Raw genomic sequence first — 19,460 nt, 5'->3', positions numbered from 1 at the left:
TTAAAAGCATTGAAAGCAGCGTGGTTCGCACGCATAAGGATGCTAAAGCATTGCGCCAAGACGAGTACGCCATAATCGAACGTTGCAAACAAGGCGATATCTCAGCATTCGACGAGCTAATTCGTCGATATGAGAAGCAAATTTATAATTTTGCTTTCCGTCTTTGTGGCAACTATGATGACGCAAACGACGTAATCTCCGAAGCATTTATTAAAGTATTCAACGCAATTCAAAGTTTCCGAGGAGATGCAAATTTCTCCACTTGGTTGTTTAGAATCGTCACCAATGTTTATCTCGACGAACGCAAGCGGTCAAAAGGCCATCTGAACATTCCTCTCGACGAATATATTGAGCTTGAAGAAAGCACAGTAACGCGCCAAATTGAGGACCCTTCACCTGGGCCAATCGAGGTACTCGAAGCAAAAGAGCGCTCCGATATGCTCCAGGAAGCAATCAATAGTCTGCCCGACTACCAAAGGGTAATGGTAGTGCTCTTCCACACACAGGGTAAATCATACGAGGAGATAGCAGAGATAATCGGCCTACCAATCGGAACCGTCAAATCGAGGCTCAATCGAGCGCGACTAGCTCTCAAAGACAAACTGCAAGCAGTCAGGGAACTTTTCGAGTCTTGAAGTCGTCAAACTAAATGAAAACTAAAGAAAAGCACTATACCTCTGGAAAGAAAAGAGCGGCGCAATTACGAGGCCAGGTGCAAACGACCTTCGGACTCGGTCCGCGTTGTGCATTAGAGGGCACCCAGGCACAGAATAGGATAACGACATGAAATGTGGAGAAGCTAAAGAGCTGTTTTCGGATTATTTAGAAGGCTGCATGGACTATTCCCTCATGGCCGCCATGCGCAATCACATCGAGGGATGTCCAGATTGTAGTCAAAGCTTTGAAGCCTTCAAACGAACATGGGCTGTGCTGGGAACCCTGCCTGAAGTGGAGCCACCCTACAACCTTCGACACGACATCGTGATGCGAATTGCCCGCGCAGAGCATGAAAAGGCAATGCGCGCAAAGCAAGGCACTTTTGGCCTCACGTGGAGTTATATGCTCGCTCGTCTGGTACCCGCACGTGCAATCGCAATTGCATGCGCAGGAGTTGCTCTTGCCTTCCTACTCCTTAAGGTGCCAAGCACTATTGAGAATATAAGAGCGGGAGGCAATTCCCAGGAAATCATTGCCGAACAGTATACTGGCACGCAGACACAGCCAACATCCCTGGCGGAAGCCTCACTTCTCTCTGCTCACGAGAACGCAATGCGCGAGCAGTGGAAAAATCGAAAGCTGTACAGCAATACACTTTGGATTACTGCTCCGCCAATTGATGTTAGCAAAGAGCAAATACTCTACCAAATTATGCTCAGCATCAATACCGATGCCCTTGTTCGAGAAGCCACAGCAAGAATTGCCGCTGAAGTATATCTGATTCCAGATAGGTCCGACCGACGGGACTACATTGACGTGGAAAACCTTGAAGACGCCAAGCTCATCTGGAAAGGTGATGTAGTATACGGAAAGGACTGTGTACTTCCTTGGCCAGTTTACCGCTCAGCACAAAGAACAGGAGCCGATAAGCTACTCGTAACCTGGACATTTAGAAAAAGGCACTTCGCTCAGATTATCTTCATCCCTACCAAGAAGCCAAGCGAAAGTGCACCAGGGGTCCTAGGCCTATCTACTGACGTCGATTTCGATAGAACAAGCGGCAACCTCTACTCAATATTAGACAGAATATCCCAGGATTATGGGGTTATGATAATTGCCAACGCCCAACTAAAGCAGACCCCGCCTGCACTTGATTCCGGCACCCAAACCCTTGAGGACGCCCTTCGAAAGACTTTGTTACCGGTGGGTCTCACGTGGCGATGGTTTGACAACGCAATTCACGTAGATAAGGACTTAGAGAATATCTCAACCAGCTGATTGATAAGAAATAAGCAAAAAACAAAGGGCCTCGGAATAATAATCCGGGGCCCTTTTGCTTACAATTTCTGGCATTTTACTTGCCCAGGCACCGCGAAAAAAGTATAATTATCGCATCAGAACAGGTGTTCGAGTTGAACTCAATGGACTTAAAAGACCTTCTAGGCCCCGGGGGGCCAATTTCGCAAAATATGCCTGGCTACGAGCATCGGCTTCAGCAAATCAAAGTCGCAATTGCAATCCAAAATGCCTTGAAAACGAAAAGACACTGCCTTGCTGAAGCTGGCACTGGTGTCGGGAAAAGCATGGCATATATTATCCCAGCCGCCGAGCACGCATTAAACGGCAATAAGGTTATCATCTCCAGCCATACCCTCTATCTGCAAGCCCAGCTTATGAACAAAGACATTCCTTTCGTCCAGAACGCGATTCCCCAAATGCCTTTCACCGCAGTAATAATGAAAGGACGCACCAACTACTTGTGCTTAAATAACCTTGACGCCGAAACCCCCCAGCTCTTACTGACAAGCAATCCGTTTTTTGAACGTATAAGGGAATGGGCAAAGGAAACACAAACAGGTGATGTCGCCGAACTAGACTTTGCATTCCCAGAATGGGAAGAAATCTGCTCCGACCAGGACACATGCCACCGCCAGGAATGCAGGTTTTACCACAAATGCTTCTACTATAAGGCACGGAAGGCAGCCTCAGAAGCAGATATCGTTATTACCAACCACTCCCTATTTTTTAGCGACCTAGCAATCCGAATGACGGACCCAAATGCAGGTGTGTTACCTGATTATAAAGTCGTAATATTCGACGAAGCACACCACCTTGAGGATGTCGCAACAAAAGTTTTTGGCATCGAGTTTAGCAACTGGCGAATACCAAGCTTCCTTAATAAAATTCGCCGAACCAAAGGCATATCGCTTGATCCAAAACGCATCCAAACAATTGAGAAACTCAACCAAGACTTTTTCGGCATATTCATCAATTATCAAAAACAAGAATTCTTTTTTGAGGACATCTACCGCGAACAATCACAAGATGAAATCGAAAATGTTGTGAGCATTCTTACCACAATGCTTGACGGGCTAAATCGAGAGCTGTCCGAACAAGAGACAGAAGGCCGCCAGGAACTTGAGGACCGCCTAAACGGCCTTAAGCGAATGTGCACTCGCATTAGCGAGGAACTTAAACTGCTGTTCTTTGGTACGGAAGACGGCTACTTCAAATGGGGAGAGAAAGCCTCAAGCGGCAAACTTGCAAATTGTTACCTTCGTTACTCCCCATTAAGCGTCGCAGACCTGCTCTACCACTCTCTTTGGAAACAAGTAGATACTGCTGTCTTAACCTCTGCAACTCTTTCAAATTCAGGAAGGTTTGACTATATCAAGGCAAGGCTTGGAATTCCAGATTGCGTGGAGATTATCGAAGATTCGCCATTTGACTTTCGCAATCAGTCACTGCTCTACATTCCAAAACACCTAGATTTTCCATCTGAAAGCCCTGAATATGCAGACAAGATCGCAGACGAAATCGAGCACATTGTGCATGCCTCCGGCGGCAGAGCGTTCCTGCTGTTCACCTCTTACCGAATGATGAACGCCGTGTATGAACGGCTTTTAACAAGGTTGCCCTACGTCCTCTTGAAGCAAGGTGATATGCCAAACGAACAGCTCGTCCAGGAATTTCTTAGGCTCAACAATGCCTGTCTCTTCGGCGTTCACAGCTTCTGGGAGGGCGTTGATATTCGCGGCGAGGCTCTAAGCTGCGTAGTGATTGACAAGTTACCATTTGGTGTACCGGATAATCCCCTCAACCGCGCGCGTATAAATTCAATAAAGGCTGCTGGCCGCGACTGGTTCAGAGAATATGCGATGCCACAAGCACAAATACGTTTAAAGCAGGGCTTTGGCCGCTTAATTCGCAAGAAAGATGACCGAGGGGTAGTGGCAATACTCGACTCCCGGCTCGTGAAAAAACATTACGGCAAAGAATTCCTCAAATACCTCCCGCCTTCTCCCATAACACACTCGATCGAGGATGTAGAAGCGTTCTTCGCCAAAGTCATCGGACGCCGAGCATAAAAATCAAACACCACTCTGCATTTAAAGTCGAAAATAACCAAACACTGCTTCTTAAGAAGGAAAAATAACCAGTTCAGCTTAACCCTTAAACTGACTACAATGTGCAGAATCATCATCCTTTGCGCCGTTCTCTGCCTAATCTTCAGCGTCCGCCCTGCCGCTGGAAGCTGGAAAGGCAAATGGATATGGGACTCAGGCGAGGACAAGCCGGTCAACTACTACTTGTATGTTCGAAAGACATTCAACTTGCCTGGAAACGCTGTCACCGCACCCGTGCGGATTTGCGCTGACAGCCGCTACAAGCTCTACGTAAATGGCCGGTTCGTTGGGCGCGGCCCTGCGCGGTCTGACCCTCGATGGCAGTACTATGACACTTATGACCTTTCACCTTACCTAACATCCGGCAAGAATGTAATTGCTGCTTTGGTTCATCACTACGGCACAGGAACATTCTTCTACATACTCGGGCGAGGCGGCTTCATCTTTGACGGGTCAATTTTTTACACAGATGCCAACTCTAGCAAATGTAAGAAGCTTACGCTCGCATCCGACGAATCTTGGCGGGTGTTGCCAGCCAAAGCCTGGTTCCGCGATCTACCGCGAATGGACGTGCAGTTGGGATTCAACGAAGTTTACGATGCAAATCTTGCCCCCGATGGATGGACTGAAGTCTGCTTCGATGATTCAAACTGGGAGAAGGCAAAGGTAATCGGCCCATCGGGTATGGACCCATGGCCCATGCTTGTGCCGAGCGAAATCCCCCAGATGTATGAACAGGAGATATTCCCAACGGCAATCTATGAAATAGGCACTGCTGAGCCATCTCCAAACGATAACCCCTATGACGATAAGGCCTCAATAGCCGCATTGATGAGCCATGAAGTTAGAAAAAAGGCACAAAACACAGCCATACTGGTCACAAACCCACAAGCGCTCATCAGGCGGCCAAATATTGAAGATATCCTACATTCTCAACCTTTGGACCCTAGGGGAAAGACTTTGCCTGCGTTTTCGGCAACAAATTCAAAGCTAGGCGTATGCACTGTTTATCCACTCCCAGAAAAAGAACGCAAGGCCGGAAAAGCAGTATATATCGTTCTTGACTTTGGCCGCGAAATCACAGGCTACCCCCGAATCAATATCCTCGCATCGAGCGGGGGTGTAATAGATATCGGATACGGCGAACTGCTTACCGAAGGAAAGGTCGACCCCCATCGTAGCGGCGTCCATTACGCAGATAGATACCGAATGAAGCCCAATCGCCAAACTTGGGAGACTTTCGATAAACGTGCATTTAGGTATATGCAGCTTGACTTTCGCGACTGCCCAGGCCCAGTAGTTATCGAATCCATTAGCGTGAATTTCTCCACCTATCCGGTTAAATGGCGCGGATACTTCGAATGCTCAAACGAACGACTGAACGAAATATGGAGGGTGGGCGCGTACACAGTTCAGCTCAATATGGAAGACGCCTACACTGACTGCCCTTGGCGAGAACGCACACAATGGTGGGGCGATGCCCGAGTCGAGGCGATGACCAATTATTACGTATTTGGCGATACTTATCTTATCCGAAAGGGTATTAAGCAAATAGGCCAATCACAAAAGCCAAATGGCATAACAATGTGTTTTTGGCCAGGAACGTTTGATAACCCAATCCCGGCTTTTTGTCTCTATTGGATTATGTCAATCCAAGACTACTACATGTATACTGGCGACAGAACCCTTGTTGCCGAAATCTTCCCCAAAGTAAAAAAACTAATTGGCTGGTTTGAAGCACAAAAGGATGCCTTTGGCCTGCTAACCGACTTACCGCATTGGAACTTTATTGATTGGACCGCTGGCCAGCTCAAGGGCACTATTACAGCGCAGAACTGCCTATATTACAAGGCGCTCTTAGATGCCTCTGAGCTTGCGAAGTTAGTTGGAGATAATGAAACAGCAACTAAACTTTCCACTCGGGCTGAGGAAGTAAAATTAGCAATTAACTCAAGGCTCTTTGATTACTCTAGAGGGATGTATGCTGAATACTACTCAGAGAAGGACAAAACTTTCTCAAGCGAACTTAGCCAGATGCCGAACGGCCTCGCCGCTGTCTATGGAATCGCCCCCGTTGAAGTCCGTAAGGCGATACTTGCGAAGGCTCTTGATACATCAAGCGGCATAATACCTGGCGGCCCATTCTTCTCCTACTTCTTCCTCGAAGCGCTTTTCGAAAACAACATGCACAGTGAAGCACTCGACTTCATCGAGACCAACTGGGGCAAAATGCTCGACTGGGGCTCAACCACACTTTGGGAGAATTGGCATAATTCAAATTCACTATGCCACGGGTGGTCTTCCGCCCCAACCTCACATCTGTCCAAGTATATATTAGGAATAAGCCCAGCCAAACCAGGGTTTCGCCGAGTGTCCATTGCCCCAAACGCTGGCAGCCTAGATTGGGCAAAGGGGTGTGTACCAACACCTCTAGGCGACGTTGAAGTTGATTGGAAAAATAACAAGGATGCTTTTCGAATTGCAATTAAGATTCCCAAGGGAATGAAGGCGGATGTTAGCCTGCCGCTGCCTGACGATAGCAAGACACCAAAAGTATTAGTAAACGGAAGTCAACTTCTGCCTGCAGGTATCTCCTTTTCTGGACTCCGTTGTGGTAGAGCCTATTTAACAATCGAACAATCTGGAAAATATGAGCTAACTGTCGCCTTTAACAATTAATGCTAATTGGCAAAAAGAATAAGTATTCAAATAAAAATTACCCAACCATTGCCCAATTTTCTTTGAAAAATATAAAAAAGAAAACCCGCCAGCGCCTGCTGGACGGGTTGGATCATGAGGATCCTAAATCAAGCCTGGAAGGAGAAGAGTTGCGCTATCTAAAATTGTTGCAGAACATGTGCCATTATCAATAAATCATCAATAAACAGGCATTAGTGCCAGGATATATGAGGTACCAATTGACTGTAGTATATATAATCTTTACACACCTGGTAATTTTACCAGTTTTATGTTCGAAAGTTGACAATAAGGCGAACTTTTAATAAAATCGCACTTGAACAAAGAAGATATAGCACACCCCAATCAAAGCCATCAATTGCTTTTACATAGTACCGGGCGGCAAAGCCGCTCTTTGATTCAGAGCTAAACAGAAATCGAAGACGCAGGCATAAATAAAAACCTGACGCAGAGCAGGTGATCTCAGGGACCGGATATCGTTGTAGTTTATATCTACTGCTAAATACAAAGCCGAATACAACGAGATACCGGCAATAGCAAAGCCCGGCTCTTTGGAGCCAAGAGGTTAAGCGGAAAGGGGAGCTGAAGGATGGCCACCACCTTATCCATACCTTCTTCTGACCGCAGGGAGACGCCCTCTTTGACCGCGCGGGAGATCGAAGTCTTGAACTTGATCCTCGAAGGTAAGTCAAGCGGAGAGGTTGCCGAGATCCTCTACCTAAGCAAACGCACTGTGGACTTTCATCTAGCAAAAATTTATGAAAAGCTGGGTGTTTCGAATCGAATTCAGGCACTCCGGCGCGCAGCAGAGCTGGGGGTTTTGTCTCCAACATAACAAGCGGTAATCAAGAATCTATAAAATACAATATTTTGATACACTTAGCCTCTTTGAGAAGGTTCGTTACCGCCGAACCAATCGTGTCTGCTGGGGGTAACGAGCAGGTAAAATTGTGCCATTGCATGCCCGTGATTGCAAACGCACCTCTTTGGGTATTAATGAATTGAAATTCAAAAGCGCTACTAAACATAAGGGGTGCGTATGGCTACTACTGATAAAACCAATCGCACGCATAACTGGATTTGGTTCGCACTGGGAATTGCCAGTATCCTCCTCGTCCTAACACTTATCTCAGCCGCTTCTAGTCGCCCGCCTAAAACAATTGTCGTAACCGGGCCAAAAGTCAAAACTGGCCGACCTGAGGACTTCATAAAAAAGGAAGTCCAACCACCAACGCCACCGCCTGCGGAAATACCTCCTCAGCAACCGTCCCCAGAAACCGCTCAGCCACAAACGCCAACTCAACCACAAGGCGAAGCAGTCTTACCACCTGGGCTACCGACATCTTTCACCTATCAAGGAAAAACTTGGATAGCGTCGGGCGGACCGGTATCAGTCAATGTGATAACCACAGGAGACTACACGGACGATCACGTCATCTACTACAGGCAAGGAGATTCTCAACCCTACGACGCGCTGTATATTGAGACGACACCCAATAGTGGGAAATTTATAAAATACTTGCCCCAGTCAGACTAAGGAGCCCTTAACACCTTTCTCGATCGCAAAGCCTCATTATGAGGATTTCGAGGTTCAACCGGCGGGAGCTAGCTTCTCCCTCAACGCCTTTTGTTACCAGCTCAGTTGCAAGAACCTGCTTCAAGCACTTCATGATTTGAGGCATAGTAAAAAACCGCAACTGCGCCGCCATTGCCCTCCTTGCATATTCTGCGGTTTCCAAGATGTTATGCTCCTTAGGCAACATATCTGCAACGTCGTCGGGCACCTTGGAGAAAGGGTCCAAGCCAATTTGCCTCAAATACGCCATCTGATAAAGTAAGCGAAAGTGCCGAGCTAGCATCGCTAAAATTCGCATGACCTCTTCCTCGGGTCTTGCGCTTGCCATAAGAGTCTCCTGGAGGAGCTTAATCGCCTGCGCCTTCTTACCTGCTCCAATCGCATCAATCATTGGAAAAATCCTATCTTCAGGTGGCCTTGGTGTCAAACGTTCGACATCGGCGAGCATGATAGTCTTTCGATCGCCAATATAAATAGCAAGCTTCTCAATCTCACGTTGCATTAGCGCCAAGCTCCCTTCTATTGAGTACGCAAGAGCCTCCGCTGCCGCCTGCTGAATATCCTTTCCGTGCTTGTGTGCCTCTGCAACAACTGCCCTTCGAAGAGCCTCCCCTTTTAATTTTTCAGCATGAACAATGGTTCCATATTTGGCGACTGCCGACCGAAGCTTCGGCTGAAGCCCCTTTCTCGGAGCCTCCTCTTCGCCATCTGCACCCGTTGAAGCTTTTTCCTTTGCCTGGCTCTTTGGCTTTACTGTAACCGCCTTTTCCGAAGTTAGAAGTATCAGACAACTCCTCGCACTTAACTTTGGAAGAAAATTAGCAATTTTGAGCTGTTCATCCGCACCTAAGCAGTCAACATCCTGAACAACGACAACTTTCCTCTCTGAAGCAAATGGAACCGTTGAAACAGCAGAAAGGATTTCTGATGCAGATGATGTCTCCGCATCGATATATTCAAGGTCAAATTCTGCAAAAGCAGGATCAACAAAACGACTGATAAGTGCATCAACAGCTTCATACCTGCGGGCGTCAACTTCACCGGTAAAAAGACAAACCCTATCCTTTGCCTGACCATTAGCTATATTATTCATTGACTAATCTCCGAACGCATACTTTTCGCAGACGTTTCATCCAAAATCCTCTTATTGCCCGAGCAAAATCTTCTAGAAGAGCAGCACTTTCATTAATTTGACTTTCAGGGAGGTCGCGCCTTCCATACCGTACCTCCATAAAATCAGATGTAATCGCTTCTATAGTCGGCAGCATACGGCTTAACTCTGTCGGCAAAACAGCAGACAGCTCCGCCGCATACTCCAACGGCGTTAATGCAGGCAATCTAGGATACCCAATGCCTGCAAGCATGCGACACATCCTCTTATAGTTTTGAACTGCACGGCTGCGGGATACTTTTAAGTCAGCCACCCATTGAGGTTCATTTCTCCTCCGGTCTATTATTCGAACCTTGACCAAATATAACGCAAGGGCCGCCAACACGAGCATTGCCGCCACGGCGAAACCACCAGCAGTTACCGCCCTATATGCTCTTGCCAAAAGCTTGGAAATACGTACTAGCAGACCAGGGCTGCCCTCAGCAGGGGCCAAATCAAATGCAATCCATCCGTAATTTGGGAAATACACTTCCGTCCATGCATGACGGTCCTTCTGCTGGACATGGAATAGGCCGTCCTCCTCGTGATAAACACCTGTGGCAAATCCGCTCACAACACGTGCGGGCACGCCTGCTTGCCTACACATTATTGCCATTGCACTTGCAAAAACATCACAATAGCCGCGGCGGGATTTCAACAAAAAATAGGTAACTACATCTTCCTGGGGTGGCGCCGCCGGTGCCGCGGCATCGTAGACGTACTCTTTCTCAAGAAAATCCTTAATCGCTATTACTTTCTCATAGGGATTCGTCAACCCTGAGGTAACTTTATCGGTAATCCTTTGGATTTGCCAACAAGACGGCGGGACATCACAGTAACGGTCTGCGATGAATTCAGGATAATCAGTCCCGGCGTTTTCAAGCTCTGCCCTAGTCGCAGTACTCACTGATGAAATTACAATATATCGATTCTTAGTTCCGTAAGGACGGCTTGTCCGTAAAGAACCACCAACCCGCCGCAGTCCAACAGGCCTCTGGAACGCCACAAACACTGGTTCTGCAGCCCCATAGACCAAAACCATCGGCGTTCCTAACGAACGAAAAGTCTGCTGAACTTCTCTTACTCTTGTGCGCATACCTAAGCGATTAGCATCCCAGGGAATAGCATATCCATTAAGAGGTACTTTATGGCCTTTTTGGAAGCCAAGTGCCACCCATCGTGTTTTGGGAATTAGGTTTTGTTCCCATTCATATATAGTGTTTACCCAGCCCCGCCCTGTGTAAGTATCATATACTTGCGAGCGCCAAAGAAAACCTTCTTCACACTGCACAGTCATCACTTCCTCATCACCAAGTGCAACAGGGCCGGTACACACAGGCATGAAATCGCCTCCGACTAAGGACTCTGCCGCCAAGAATTGCTGGCGACCAACAAAAAAACCTGTTATCTTGCCGCCGGTGCCCCAGAAAACAACCTGCCCTGCTAGCAAACCCATTAAAATTGCACAAATCACAACTTTGCCTGCAACAAGCGCGTGGACAACCCTCCTTGAATGCGACCTGACCACGCTTCCTTCCTGCGCCGAGAGGGCATTTTGCTCAACGAGGGCGAAGGCAGCAAAGCACACAAACATGACAAAGAAAGTGAGGACCTCAGCACTAACGCCGAAAGTTCCGATTAGCCCCACAAGGCTAAGCACAGGGACACATATAAATAACACCGCCCTGTCCGAACGCAGATTGAAGCTGTAAATTACCATCATCCAGGCCAGCAATGAAACCATCAAGCTGTCCAGAGAAGTAAGACCGCTCGCTGGCAGGAACTCGTACCTCAGGTCGGGCATAAAGTACATTGCAGCTAGTATCACACCAAGCATAAGCAAGATAGCCTTCTCCATAAGCTGCTTCTTGATAAGACCTGCGCGTGTCCCCCAACTCGTGGCGAACCCGGTGGCTAGTAGGCCAAATATTATGCCTGCGAAACGACTATCGTTCACTGCAATGCTTAACGAAGCTACCCCAACCAAAGCCGCACCGAAAGCTGCCACATATAGCGGTATTCTATTTAAAGCCTCATTCTGCACTCTTTCAGCCCACATATTGATAATTTAGCCTAGCCATTAGCTCTTTATCTGAACATTCTACAACTGCAATAGACGCCCCAGCGGAAGCCAAATTAGAAATCAATATCTCTTCATGCGCCCCTAATAAAACTGATGCCATCTTCAAAAAAACAAAAAAGATCTTTATAGATCGGCCACCTAGAATCTCCGCACAATCTGCCATTTTCTCTTCGATTCGAGACGACAAGCATATCACAACTGCATTTCTCTCGATCGAATCTGACTCTTGCAATAACATGTCACATAGGGACTGACACTTGTCTGCTTTCATTCCTGCAAGAGCCTCCAAAATCGCGTAGTACTGGTCAAGCCCAACCCCAGGCAATGCTGCACTTCCAGTAATCCCTGGATATATGAGCCGTACACTACTTCCCCGCATAACTGCCTGCTCTGCAATCCCCGCAGCTAATTTTGCGGCGTACTCCAGCGATGTAAAAGGTGGTTCGCCTATCTCTATGCCCTGCTCTAGGTCAATTACAATTACAGCATTATGCCCTAGGGCATGTTCAAACTCGACAACATTAAGCTTCCCATGGCGAGCAGTTGATTTCCAGTGAACCCGCCTCAGTTCATCACCCGCACTGAAATCCCTAACGCCATGGAAATCCACACCGCTCCCCTTTGCGCCAGAACCCTCGAACTGCTGCTCTGCAAATTCTCCGCCAAGCCTCGAATCTAGTTCGGAGATGCGCAGAGGTGACGGATAAACGATCATATTGGAAAACAAAGGATAGCGGCTTGTGAATGTAAAAAATCCGAGTGGGTCAGTCGTGCGAACAATCACGGGCCCAACGCGGTATTTTCCCCGCTTTTTCGGCACCGTCCTATAAGAGATTACCAGCACCTCATCATGCCACTCAACAACATTTTCCCTGGACGCCAATTCAAACCATTGGGGAAATGAATCGTGGACTTCTACCGGACCAACGAGCATCTGCCCCCCTTCAAGCCTTAGGGAAACCAAAATAGGTTCACCCTCGGAGACGTACTCAGGGCATTCCCTTGTACATTTCAACCCCCTTGCTGAAATGCGCCCGAGTAGATACGAAACTATCGGAAGCATTCCGAGGGTGGCAGACATAAAATATAGCTGCCATATGTTCAAAACAGCAGCAACTGCGAGAATAGACAGCGAGGAGATAAATACCGCGCTGAGCTTTATTCTTGCCATTGAATTACCCTTGGGGTATTTACCCAAGCTAATTGTAACGCAAAAGAAGGCCGCCGAGCAAGGCGATAAATTGCATCATGAAAACGTTGCTTAAGAGACCATATTCTAATACACCTCTCGCTCTCCTAATCCTGCTACACGCCGAGTCCACCACCGCCTAATCGTCCCGCACGCTCTTTGGAGACTTTTTCCCAGTAGCCGGACGCGCGAAACGCCTCCAGCGGATTAGGGTCGAGACCCATTTCTTCGCGAACAACCTTGAGAAGCGGCTGGACGTCGGTGTTGAATGCCTCGATGAGGCAGGATTCGGCGGTGACGATGTCATTTTTCTCCTGGGCTTGCGCAAGCTTTTCTCGATTTATGCATAAAGCCTTGGCGTAGCTCGTTTGGATATGCTCAACCGTTTGAATCATTGCGTCAATCTTGGCTTTTTTTATGTGGCATTGGTCAACCATAAACGCAATAGGTGGATTGTTGTTAGGATTATCCTCCGCCTTAACTAGCTCATTGTAAATGAGGAACAACTCATATGGATTTATGGAGCCAACAGTAAGATCATCATCTGAATACTTTCTGTTGTTGAAATGGAAACCGCCCAGGCGCTCCTCGTTCAGCAGAAACGCTACTATGTGCTCAATGTTCGCACCTTGAAGATGATGGCCGAGGTCTACAAGTACGTGTGCCCTCGGACCTGCTGCCTTGCAAAAAACGTAAGACATTCCCCAATCGGCAATGTCTGTATGATAGAACGCTGGCTCGAAAGGCTTGTACTCAATTAGCATGCGCATATTCTCAGGCATGGCATCATAAACAACACGAAAGCATTCATGCGCCCATGCCTTACGCTTGCGGAAGTCGCCCTCACCAGGATAGTCTGTCCCATCAGCAAACCACAGGGACAACACCTCAGAACCAAGCTCTTTCCCAATTTCAATCGAATCGAGAATATGGTCAACGGCCCGTTTCCGAATGTTTGGATTAGCACTTGTAATACTGCCGAATGCATACACCTGATCTTGGAACACATTTGGGTTGATTGCTCCGATTTTCACGCCCAATGACTCAGCGTACGATGCCAGCCCTCGAGCATCCGCAAGGCCATGCGGAAAGTCCCAAAGTACATGAACAGCAACAGTTGGTGCAACACCAGTATATTTATGCACCTGCGCCGCATCGGCGATCTTTTCTTCAATCGTTACCGCCGCACCATCCTGCCTGAATGTGCCAAATCGCGTCCCGGCATTCGAATACCCCCACGATGGGGTTTCAATCTTCTGGTTCTTTAATCGTGCCTTTATCTTTTCGATATCAAGGCCGCGGCTTATCAACTCTTCAGCTAAAAGTTCATATTTCGCTCGATAATTGTCAGCCATCTTTGTACCTTTTTACCTCCCTTTTATCTCTCCAACCGTGCAAAAAAAGGAAACAAGCAAACTTAAACACATGCCACATATTGCCTTATCAAAGCGGCGAGAATCGAGCTCATTTTCGTCGGTTGGCATATGTTCAGACAATAGTTGAAGTGAATCTCACCTATCATCTCTGCAGTTTTATCAAACTACGCTTTGTCTTCCTCCTTCACTGTAATTCCGAGGAGACGTGCAAGTTGAATGCACTTTTTTCGCCAATCACCATAGACTGTTACCCGATGCCAACCAACATCCCAATTATTGAGTATTGTTTCAACATTAGCCCTTGCCGCCAACTTCGTGCGGCATGCCTTAGGTTCATCAATATTTCGCGTAGTAACGCCTGTGTGAATGACCATCCGCTTGCCGCGCACATCAATTTCAAGTGTAGTCACAGGTTCGCCCGCCGGCATTAGTGATTGGACTGCCGCACCTTTATCATCCTCTCGGTGTGAACGAATAATATAAGGATTCGCTTTCCCCTTGGGGCCAAAAACTCGATTGGTTGAAACACAATGGGCATAAATAATCTCGCTCGTGGCAGTATCAATCACCGGGTCGGAAACATATCCTGGCCGCCCTGTTAGATACCGCATCATAAGCTGAGTACAAGTGGAGTTTATGTCACCTTCACAAACACCGGTGCCCCCATCGTTGTTCATCTGGAAGAATGATAGACACGGATATGCCGTTATCTTTCCACTATAGAACCCACCCAAGCAGTCCATGCTTACTGCATCACAGCGCCTTTCTGCGCAAGCGCGACACAGCGCTAAATACATTTTTGCACCATCCACGATATCTTTTCGAGTCGGCTCCACAACTTTTTTCGCATTTTTAATCCAATAGTCAGCCCACTGATTTGCTTCTGCCTCGTCAGCCTTGTTGTAATACTCAGCTAATTCTTGAAAAGAAAGCTTGATAACCTTAGGACCAATGTTTTTCTCTGCTGCCGCCCAGCCACTAATGTCATAGTCCACCACATCAAGAATCCTGGATTGCTTAAGCGAACTTATCACCTCGAAAAGCCTGACGCCCTCAATCACGTCGTTAAAGTTTGACGAGCTTATGCTAATGAAAGGCAAATTCTCTCGGTTTCCGCCGCCAGTATGAATCAGCATCTCGCCCGAGCCTGCAAAAAGATCGTCTATCATAACAACTGGCTTCCCACTGTGAAGGATTGGAACTACCGCATGGGGCCATATACCAAGCAGATACACTGCGAAGCCGTCGATATCGGTCAGTTCGTTTATTATCGTCTGCGCTTCCGCACTATTTCGCGCATGCCTGATGGTAAAATCTATCCCAGGGCAGCCCTTTATCAGCTTGTCTGAAAGCTCTTTGGCTCGCCCCTCATAGTCATAATCTTTCATGGGCCAAGTGGGACTGCCAGATGCAATATGGGTGAAGACAAGAGCAACCTTTGCCTTCGCCTTTGGGAAAATTGGCGTCCTACTCAGAGGGTCAGCCGAAACAAATGACTCAGCTAACGGCAGAAGCGTCCAACAAGCCGCAGCACCCCCCGCAGCCTGAATAAACCTTCGGCGTGTCATCATGCATTTGCACTGATTTTCCATAAGTTTTTTCCTCCCTGCTGAATTATCAACTTCAAGCGCTTGTTTGGAATCAGACTCGATGTATTCTTTTGTTCTCTTTAAAATAGCACATCTCCTTCAAAAGGATAACTTTTAGGAATGTTGAAATATTCTCTAGATTTTGCAATTTTCTTGGAGGCTCAGAAAATGTTCGACTTGCAGAAAACGCTTTTTATGGCAGCGGTTTTGGCGTTCGGAATGCTGTTTGGAATACAAAATGCCGAATGCACACGTGAGTATACAGCTGCATTGTTCAGAAACGGCTTGCCAAACGAAGACTCAGCGTTAATCGAAGCACTTGCGAATGAAATTAAAGCAGCAGGTTATCTTGTTACACATATAGACGGCCGTGAATTGTGCGACCGACAAAGGCTTTCAATCAGCAATTTCGATCTCCTTGTCATCCCAGACGCATCAACCCTCCCTGCAAAGTCAACTTCATCAATCGAGGCGTATTTAAAGGAAGGTGGAGACATAATTGCTTTAAACACGCCAATGTGGCAGAAAGCGCTCATTAACTTAGGTGGACGTTGGCTCACGCGCGAAGCGTATCAACGCGAAAGCGCTGGAAAACTTCCTGAGAACGTAATTTTCAATTTCACCCCAAAAGACATAGCAGACTGGACAAGATCTAGCGATACAATGGAGGCACAAACCATTACCGAAACAGTCGCCGAAGGGCCAGCCGCAGGACAACGTTCGCTACACATAATAGTTTCCAATCTTAAATCCTACGACACTTTTGGCAACCGTTCCCTAGATAAGCCTTTCCCAGAAGGTCACACACTCACAGTCTTCTCAGCGAAAGGTGATGAAAGAACAACCCAGCTTGCAATCGAGTGGGACGAAAAAGATGGCTCAAGGTGGATTGCCACCGTCGCCCTGACTCCAGAATGGCGGCAGTACGTGCTGACCCCAGAGGACTTCAAGTTCTGGATAAGTGTACCAAACCGGGGCGGCCGAGGAGACCACTTCAACCCCGAGAATGCAGTTGCCATGAGCGTCGGACTGGCGCAAACACATACATCCGCCATAGGAACTGGGCGGTTTGAGTATTGGGTTGGGCCATTTGGCACAGCGAAAATGACGCCTGAATACCAGGAACTTCTAAACGCAATAGAACCCCCTGCACTCGATACTCTTTCCCCAAGCTACAAACTGTTTGACTCAACCGAAGTTGCAAGCATTGTTGTTCGTAAAGACCAAGTAATTGTTCCACCTACAACAATTCCTCTGCCCTCTTCCATCCGCTCACCGCATCCCAGGCCGAAAGGTGGCGGCTTCGACAAAGGGCGTGATTGGCGATGGATTCCCATCCTTGAGGCACGAACTGCTGAAGGCGAATGGCGGGGCAACCCTGTCACAATGATGGTGCATGCTTCAGGGCCGTTCAAAGGCGGGGTTTGGGCTTCGTTTGGAATTGGCGATACGAACTGGTATAAGCAGCCAGAAGTGCGGCGGGTAATCCGACAAATAGCCGAGAAAATGCACGATGGTATCTTTTTCCTCGATGGCGGCACAAATTTTTACACTTATTTCGAGGATCAACAAATTAAAGTAGGCTTCAATGTAGTGAACCTCAGTAACGAACATCGGAATGACCTGGTTGGGCATGTGAAGCTAATGGACCAGCGCTCAGGGGAGGTGCTCTATTCCCATGAGTGGCCGCTCACGGTCGCCGGGAACAGCACCATAGCGAAAAAAGAAACTGTTTGGGAAAGCCCAGAATGGCCAAAAGCCGGGCTAATCGCTGAAGCGGCACTCTTCCAGGGCTCTAAGGAAATTGACCGCGTAACCCACGAAGTGGGCGTATGGAAACCAAAGAAGGAAAAGCACTTTGTTACAATAAAAAATGGCGAATTCATGCTCGATGGGAAACGATGGCGTCCCTGTGGGGTAAACTACATGCCATCTTCGGGAATCGGAATCGAAGACGGCAACTACTTCGAGCATTATCTAAGCGCTCGCTCATATGACCCAGAAGTTTTTCAACGCGACATCGAGCATATTAAAGACCTAGGTTATAACGCTGTTAGCATCTTCGTGTACTCTGGGTACGAAAAAGCCCAGAACCTCAATGACCTGCTTCGACGGCTTGAAAAGCTAGGCCTCAAAGCTAATCTAGCACTTAGACCCGGCACACCAATGAACTTCCTATGGCCACAAATCGGTGAAATTATCAAGAACGCACGCCTAATGGACAACGACACAATTTTCGCCTATGACCTTGCATGGGAGCCATCTTTTGGTCATCAACGTGACCGCGTTATATGGGATGGCGAATGGGAAAAGTGGATTATCGAACGTTATGGAAGCATTGAAAATGCCGAGAATGATTGGGGCTTCGCCGTCCCCCGCGACAAAAATGGTAAAGTCACAAATCCCTTGCCTCACCAGATAGACTCGAGCGGCCCATGGAATCGAATGACAGCCGCATATAGACGTTTCCTTGATACCCTCCTTTACAAAAAATATAGCGCGGCAAGGCGGCTCGTCAGAAGCGTTGATCCAAACCATCTTATAAGTTTCCGCATGGCAGAGGCGGCGAACCCTACTTTCCGCTGGGAAGGCCGCATCCCGTATGACTTTCCCTATCTTGCCGGCGCCGTGGATTTTCTTGCTCCCGAGGCATACGGCCGCATTGGCGAATGGGAAGCAGCCAAGCCAGGATGGTTCCAGCGCGAATGGGCAAGACTTTGGGCCCCACAACTTCCGATGATTTGGGCAGAACAGGGATGCAGTACTTGGGAAATGGGCAGAATGCAGACGTCCCCAATACGGCTTGACTTCCAAGCAAAACACTACAAGGCTTTCTACGAAATGCTCATAAAGAGCTGTGCCGACGGCATCTTCTCGTGGTGGTATCCCGGTGGCTTTCGATATGGCGAGAATAGCGATTTTGGTATCATTAATCCCGACGGGAGCGACCGGCCGGTAACAAGAGTCATCCGTGAATATGCACCAAAGTTCATAAGCGCACCATCAGCGAAAAAACCCGATTTTTGGATAACTGTTGACCGTGACAAATATCCAGATGGTATTGCGGGAGTGTATGACGAGGTAAAAGAACTGTTTTGGCAAGCAATCGAGAATGGCCATGTCCCTGCTCTTCGAACAGAAGGCACAGGAACGGACTCCACCAACTGCCCGCTGATAGCCGTTGGAAACACCCCCTGCAAAGGAAATAATCCACCAAAATACCTTGATGCCGCTTTTGATACAGTAGAAGTAAAAGATGCTAACGGTAAATGGGTCTTGCTCCAGCCGGGTGATACGGTTCCCATCTCAAAAAACAAGCAAATTGAATTCAAAATTCAGTTCACAAACCTTGGAGAAGCCAAGCTAATAGCTCCCGCCAATGCAAAGGGCCGCCAGGGTGGTGTCTACATCACCTGTACGCTAGCGGGCGGTGGCGAAATGGTGCCTATAAAGCGAGATGTTGGCCACCTAGAATCGGGAAACATAACGTTTAGTATTCCATTTGCGCAGAAAAACCAAACGGAGATTACCTTTTCCTTCAAAGCCGCCAATCGAACACCCTTTGGGGAAAAGTTTAGACTGACACTTATGCCCTAACTTGCAGCAGGGACTTTGGCAAAGTCTTGGGACACCCTAAAAAGGCAGACTTTCATTTCTGAAAAGTCTGCCTTTTAATTGGAAGTCACTAATTTTTGGGGACTATGGAAACCAAAGTAACTTTTGAATACACGAGACT

General features: G+C 47.7%; 12 protein-coding genes. 7 read left to right on the top strand and 5 right to left on the bottom strand.

Going from position 1 to position 19,460, the window contains the following annotated elements; genetic code table 11:
- The first annotated feature begins 50 nt into the window (after window positions 1–50).
- From K6T99_04130 to K6T99_04105, 6 genes are all read left to right on the top strand, one after another.
- Window positions 51–635, top strand: a complete 585-nt coding sequence (locus tag K6T99_04130; GenBank protein ID MCL6518995.1) for a sigma-70 family RNA polymerase sigma factor — start codon at window positions 51–53, stop codon at window positions 633–635.
- 148 nt (window positions 636–783) lie between these two features.
- A complete protein-coding gene (locus tag K6T99_04125) occupies window positions 784–1,935 on the top strand; it encodes a zf-HC2 domain-containing protein (protein ID MCL6518994.1) in 1,152 nt (383 codons plus the stop codon).
- 143 nt (window positions 1,936–2,078) lie between these two features.
- The gene (locus tag K6T99_04120) at window positions 2,079–4,025 is read left to right on the top strand and encodes an ATP-dependent DNA helicase (GenBank protein ID MCL6518993.1); all 1,947 of its coding nucleotides are present in this window, start codon (window positions 2,079–2,081) and stop codon (window positions 4,023–4,025) included.
- Window positions 4,026–4,124: 99 nt separating this feature from the next.
- Window positions 4,125–6,743: a glycoside hydrolase family 78 protein gene (locus K6T99_04115; protein ID MCL6518992.1), complete on the top strand. Its 2,619-nt coding sequence runs from the start codon at window positions 4,125–4,127 to the stop codon at window positions 6,741–6,743.
- A 607-nt stretch (window positions 6,744–7,350) separates the two neighbouring features.
- A complete protein-coding gene (locus K6T99_04110; protein ID MCL6518991.1) occupies window positions 7,351–7,596 on the top strand; it encodes a helix-turn-helix transcriptional regulator in 246 nt (81 codons plus the stop codon).
- 204 nt (window positions 7,597–7,800) lie between these two features.
- Complete coding sequence (locus tag K6T99_04105) at window positions 7,801–8,298, top strand: hypothetical protein (protein ID MCL6518990.1); 498 nt, start codon at window positions 7,801–7,803, stop codon at window positions 8,296–8,298.
- Between the two features lie 7 nt (window positions 8,299–8,305).
- On the opposite strand, the gene holA is transcribed toward K6T99_04105, so the two are convergent.
- The 5 genes from holA to K6T99_04080 form a co-directional block, all read right to left on the bottom strand.
- Window positions 8,306–9,430 carry a DNA polymerase III subunit delta gene (holA, locus tag K6T99_04100; protein MCL6518989.1) on the bottom strand — a complete coding sequence of 375 codons (1,125 nt, stop codon included), beginning with the start codon at window positions 9,428–9,430 and terminating at the stop codon, window positions 8,306–8,308.
- Complete coding sequence (locus K6T99_04095) at window positions 9,423–11,531, bottom strand: DUF3488 and transglutaminase-like domain-containing protein (protein ID MCL6518988.1); 2,109 nt, start codon at window positions 11,529–11,531, stop codon at window positions 9,423–9,425. Before K6T99_04095 ends, holA begins: the two co-directional genes overlap by 8 nt.
- A 4-nt stretch (window positions 11,532–11,535) precedes the next feature.
- A complete protein-coding gene (locus K6T99_04090; protein MCL6518987.1) occupies window positions 11,536–12,741 on the bottom strand; it encodes a DUF58 domain-containing protein in 1,206 nt (401 codons plus the stop codon).
- A gap of 134 nt (window positions 12,742–12,875) precedes the next feature.
- Window positions 12,876–14,114, bottom strand: coding sequence for an L-rhamnose isomerase (rhaI, locus tag K6T99_04085; GenBank protein ID MCL6518986.1), 1,239 nt, complete (start codon window positions 14,112–14,114; stop codon window positions 12,876–12,878).
- Window positions 14,115–14,299: 185 nt separating this feature from the next.
- The gene (locus tag K6T99_04080) at window positions 14,300–15,727 is read right to left on the bottom strand and encodes a hypothetical protein (protein ID MCL6518985.1); all 1,428 of its coding nucleotides are present in this window, start codon (window positions 15,725–15,727) and stop codon (window positions 14,300–14,302) included.
- Window positions 15,728–15,892: 165 nt separating this feature from the next.
- On the opposite strand from K6T99_04080, the gene K6T99_04075 reads away from it, so the two are divergent.
- On the top strand, window positions 15,893–19,321 hold the full coding sequence (locus K6T99_04075; GenBank protein MCL6518984.1) for a hypothetical protein: 3,429 nt from the start codon (window positions 15,893–15,895) through the stop codon (window positions 19,319–19,321).
- The last annotated feature ends 139 nt before the right edge of the window (window positions 19,322–19,460 follow it).

Source organism: Armatimonadota bacterium, assembly GCA_023511795.1.
Taxonomy (GTDB): Bacteria; Armatimonadota; UBA5829; order DTJY01; family DTJY01; genus JAIMAU01.
Note: the sequence above shows the minus strand (reverse complement) of the source record. Positions and strands in the feature narration are given on the sequence as shown.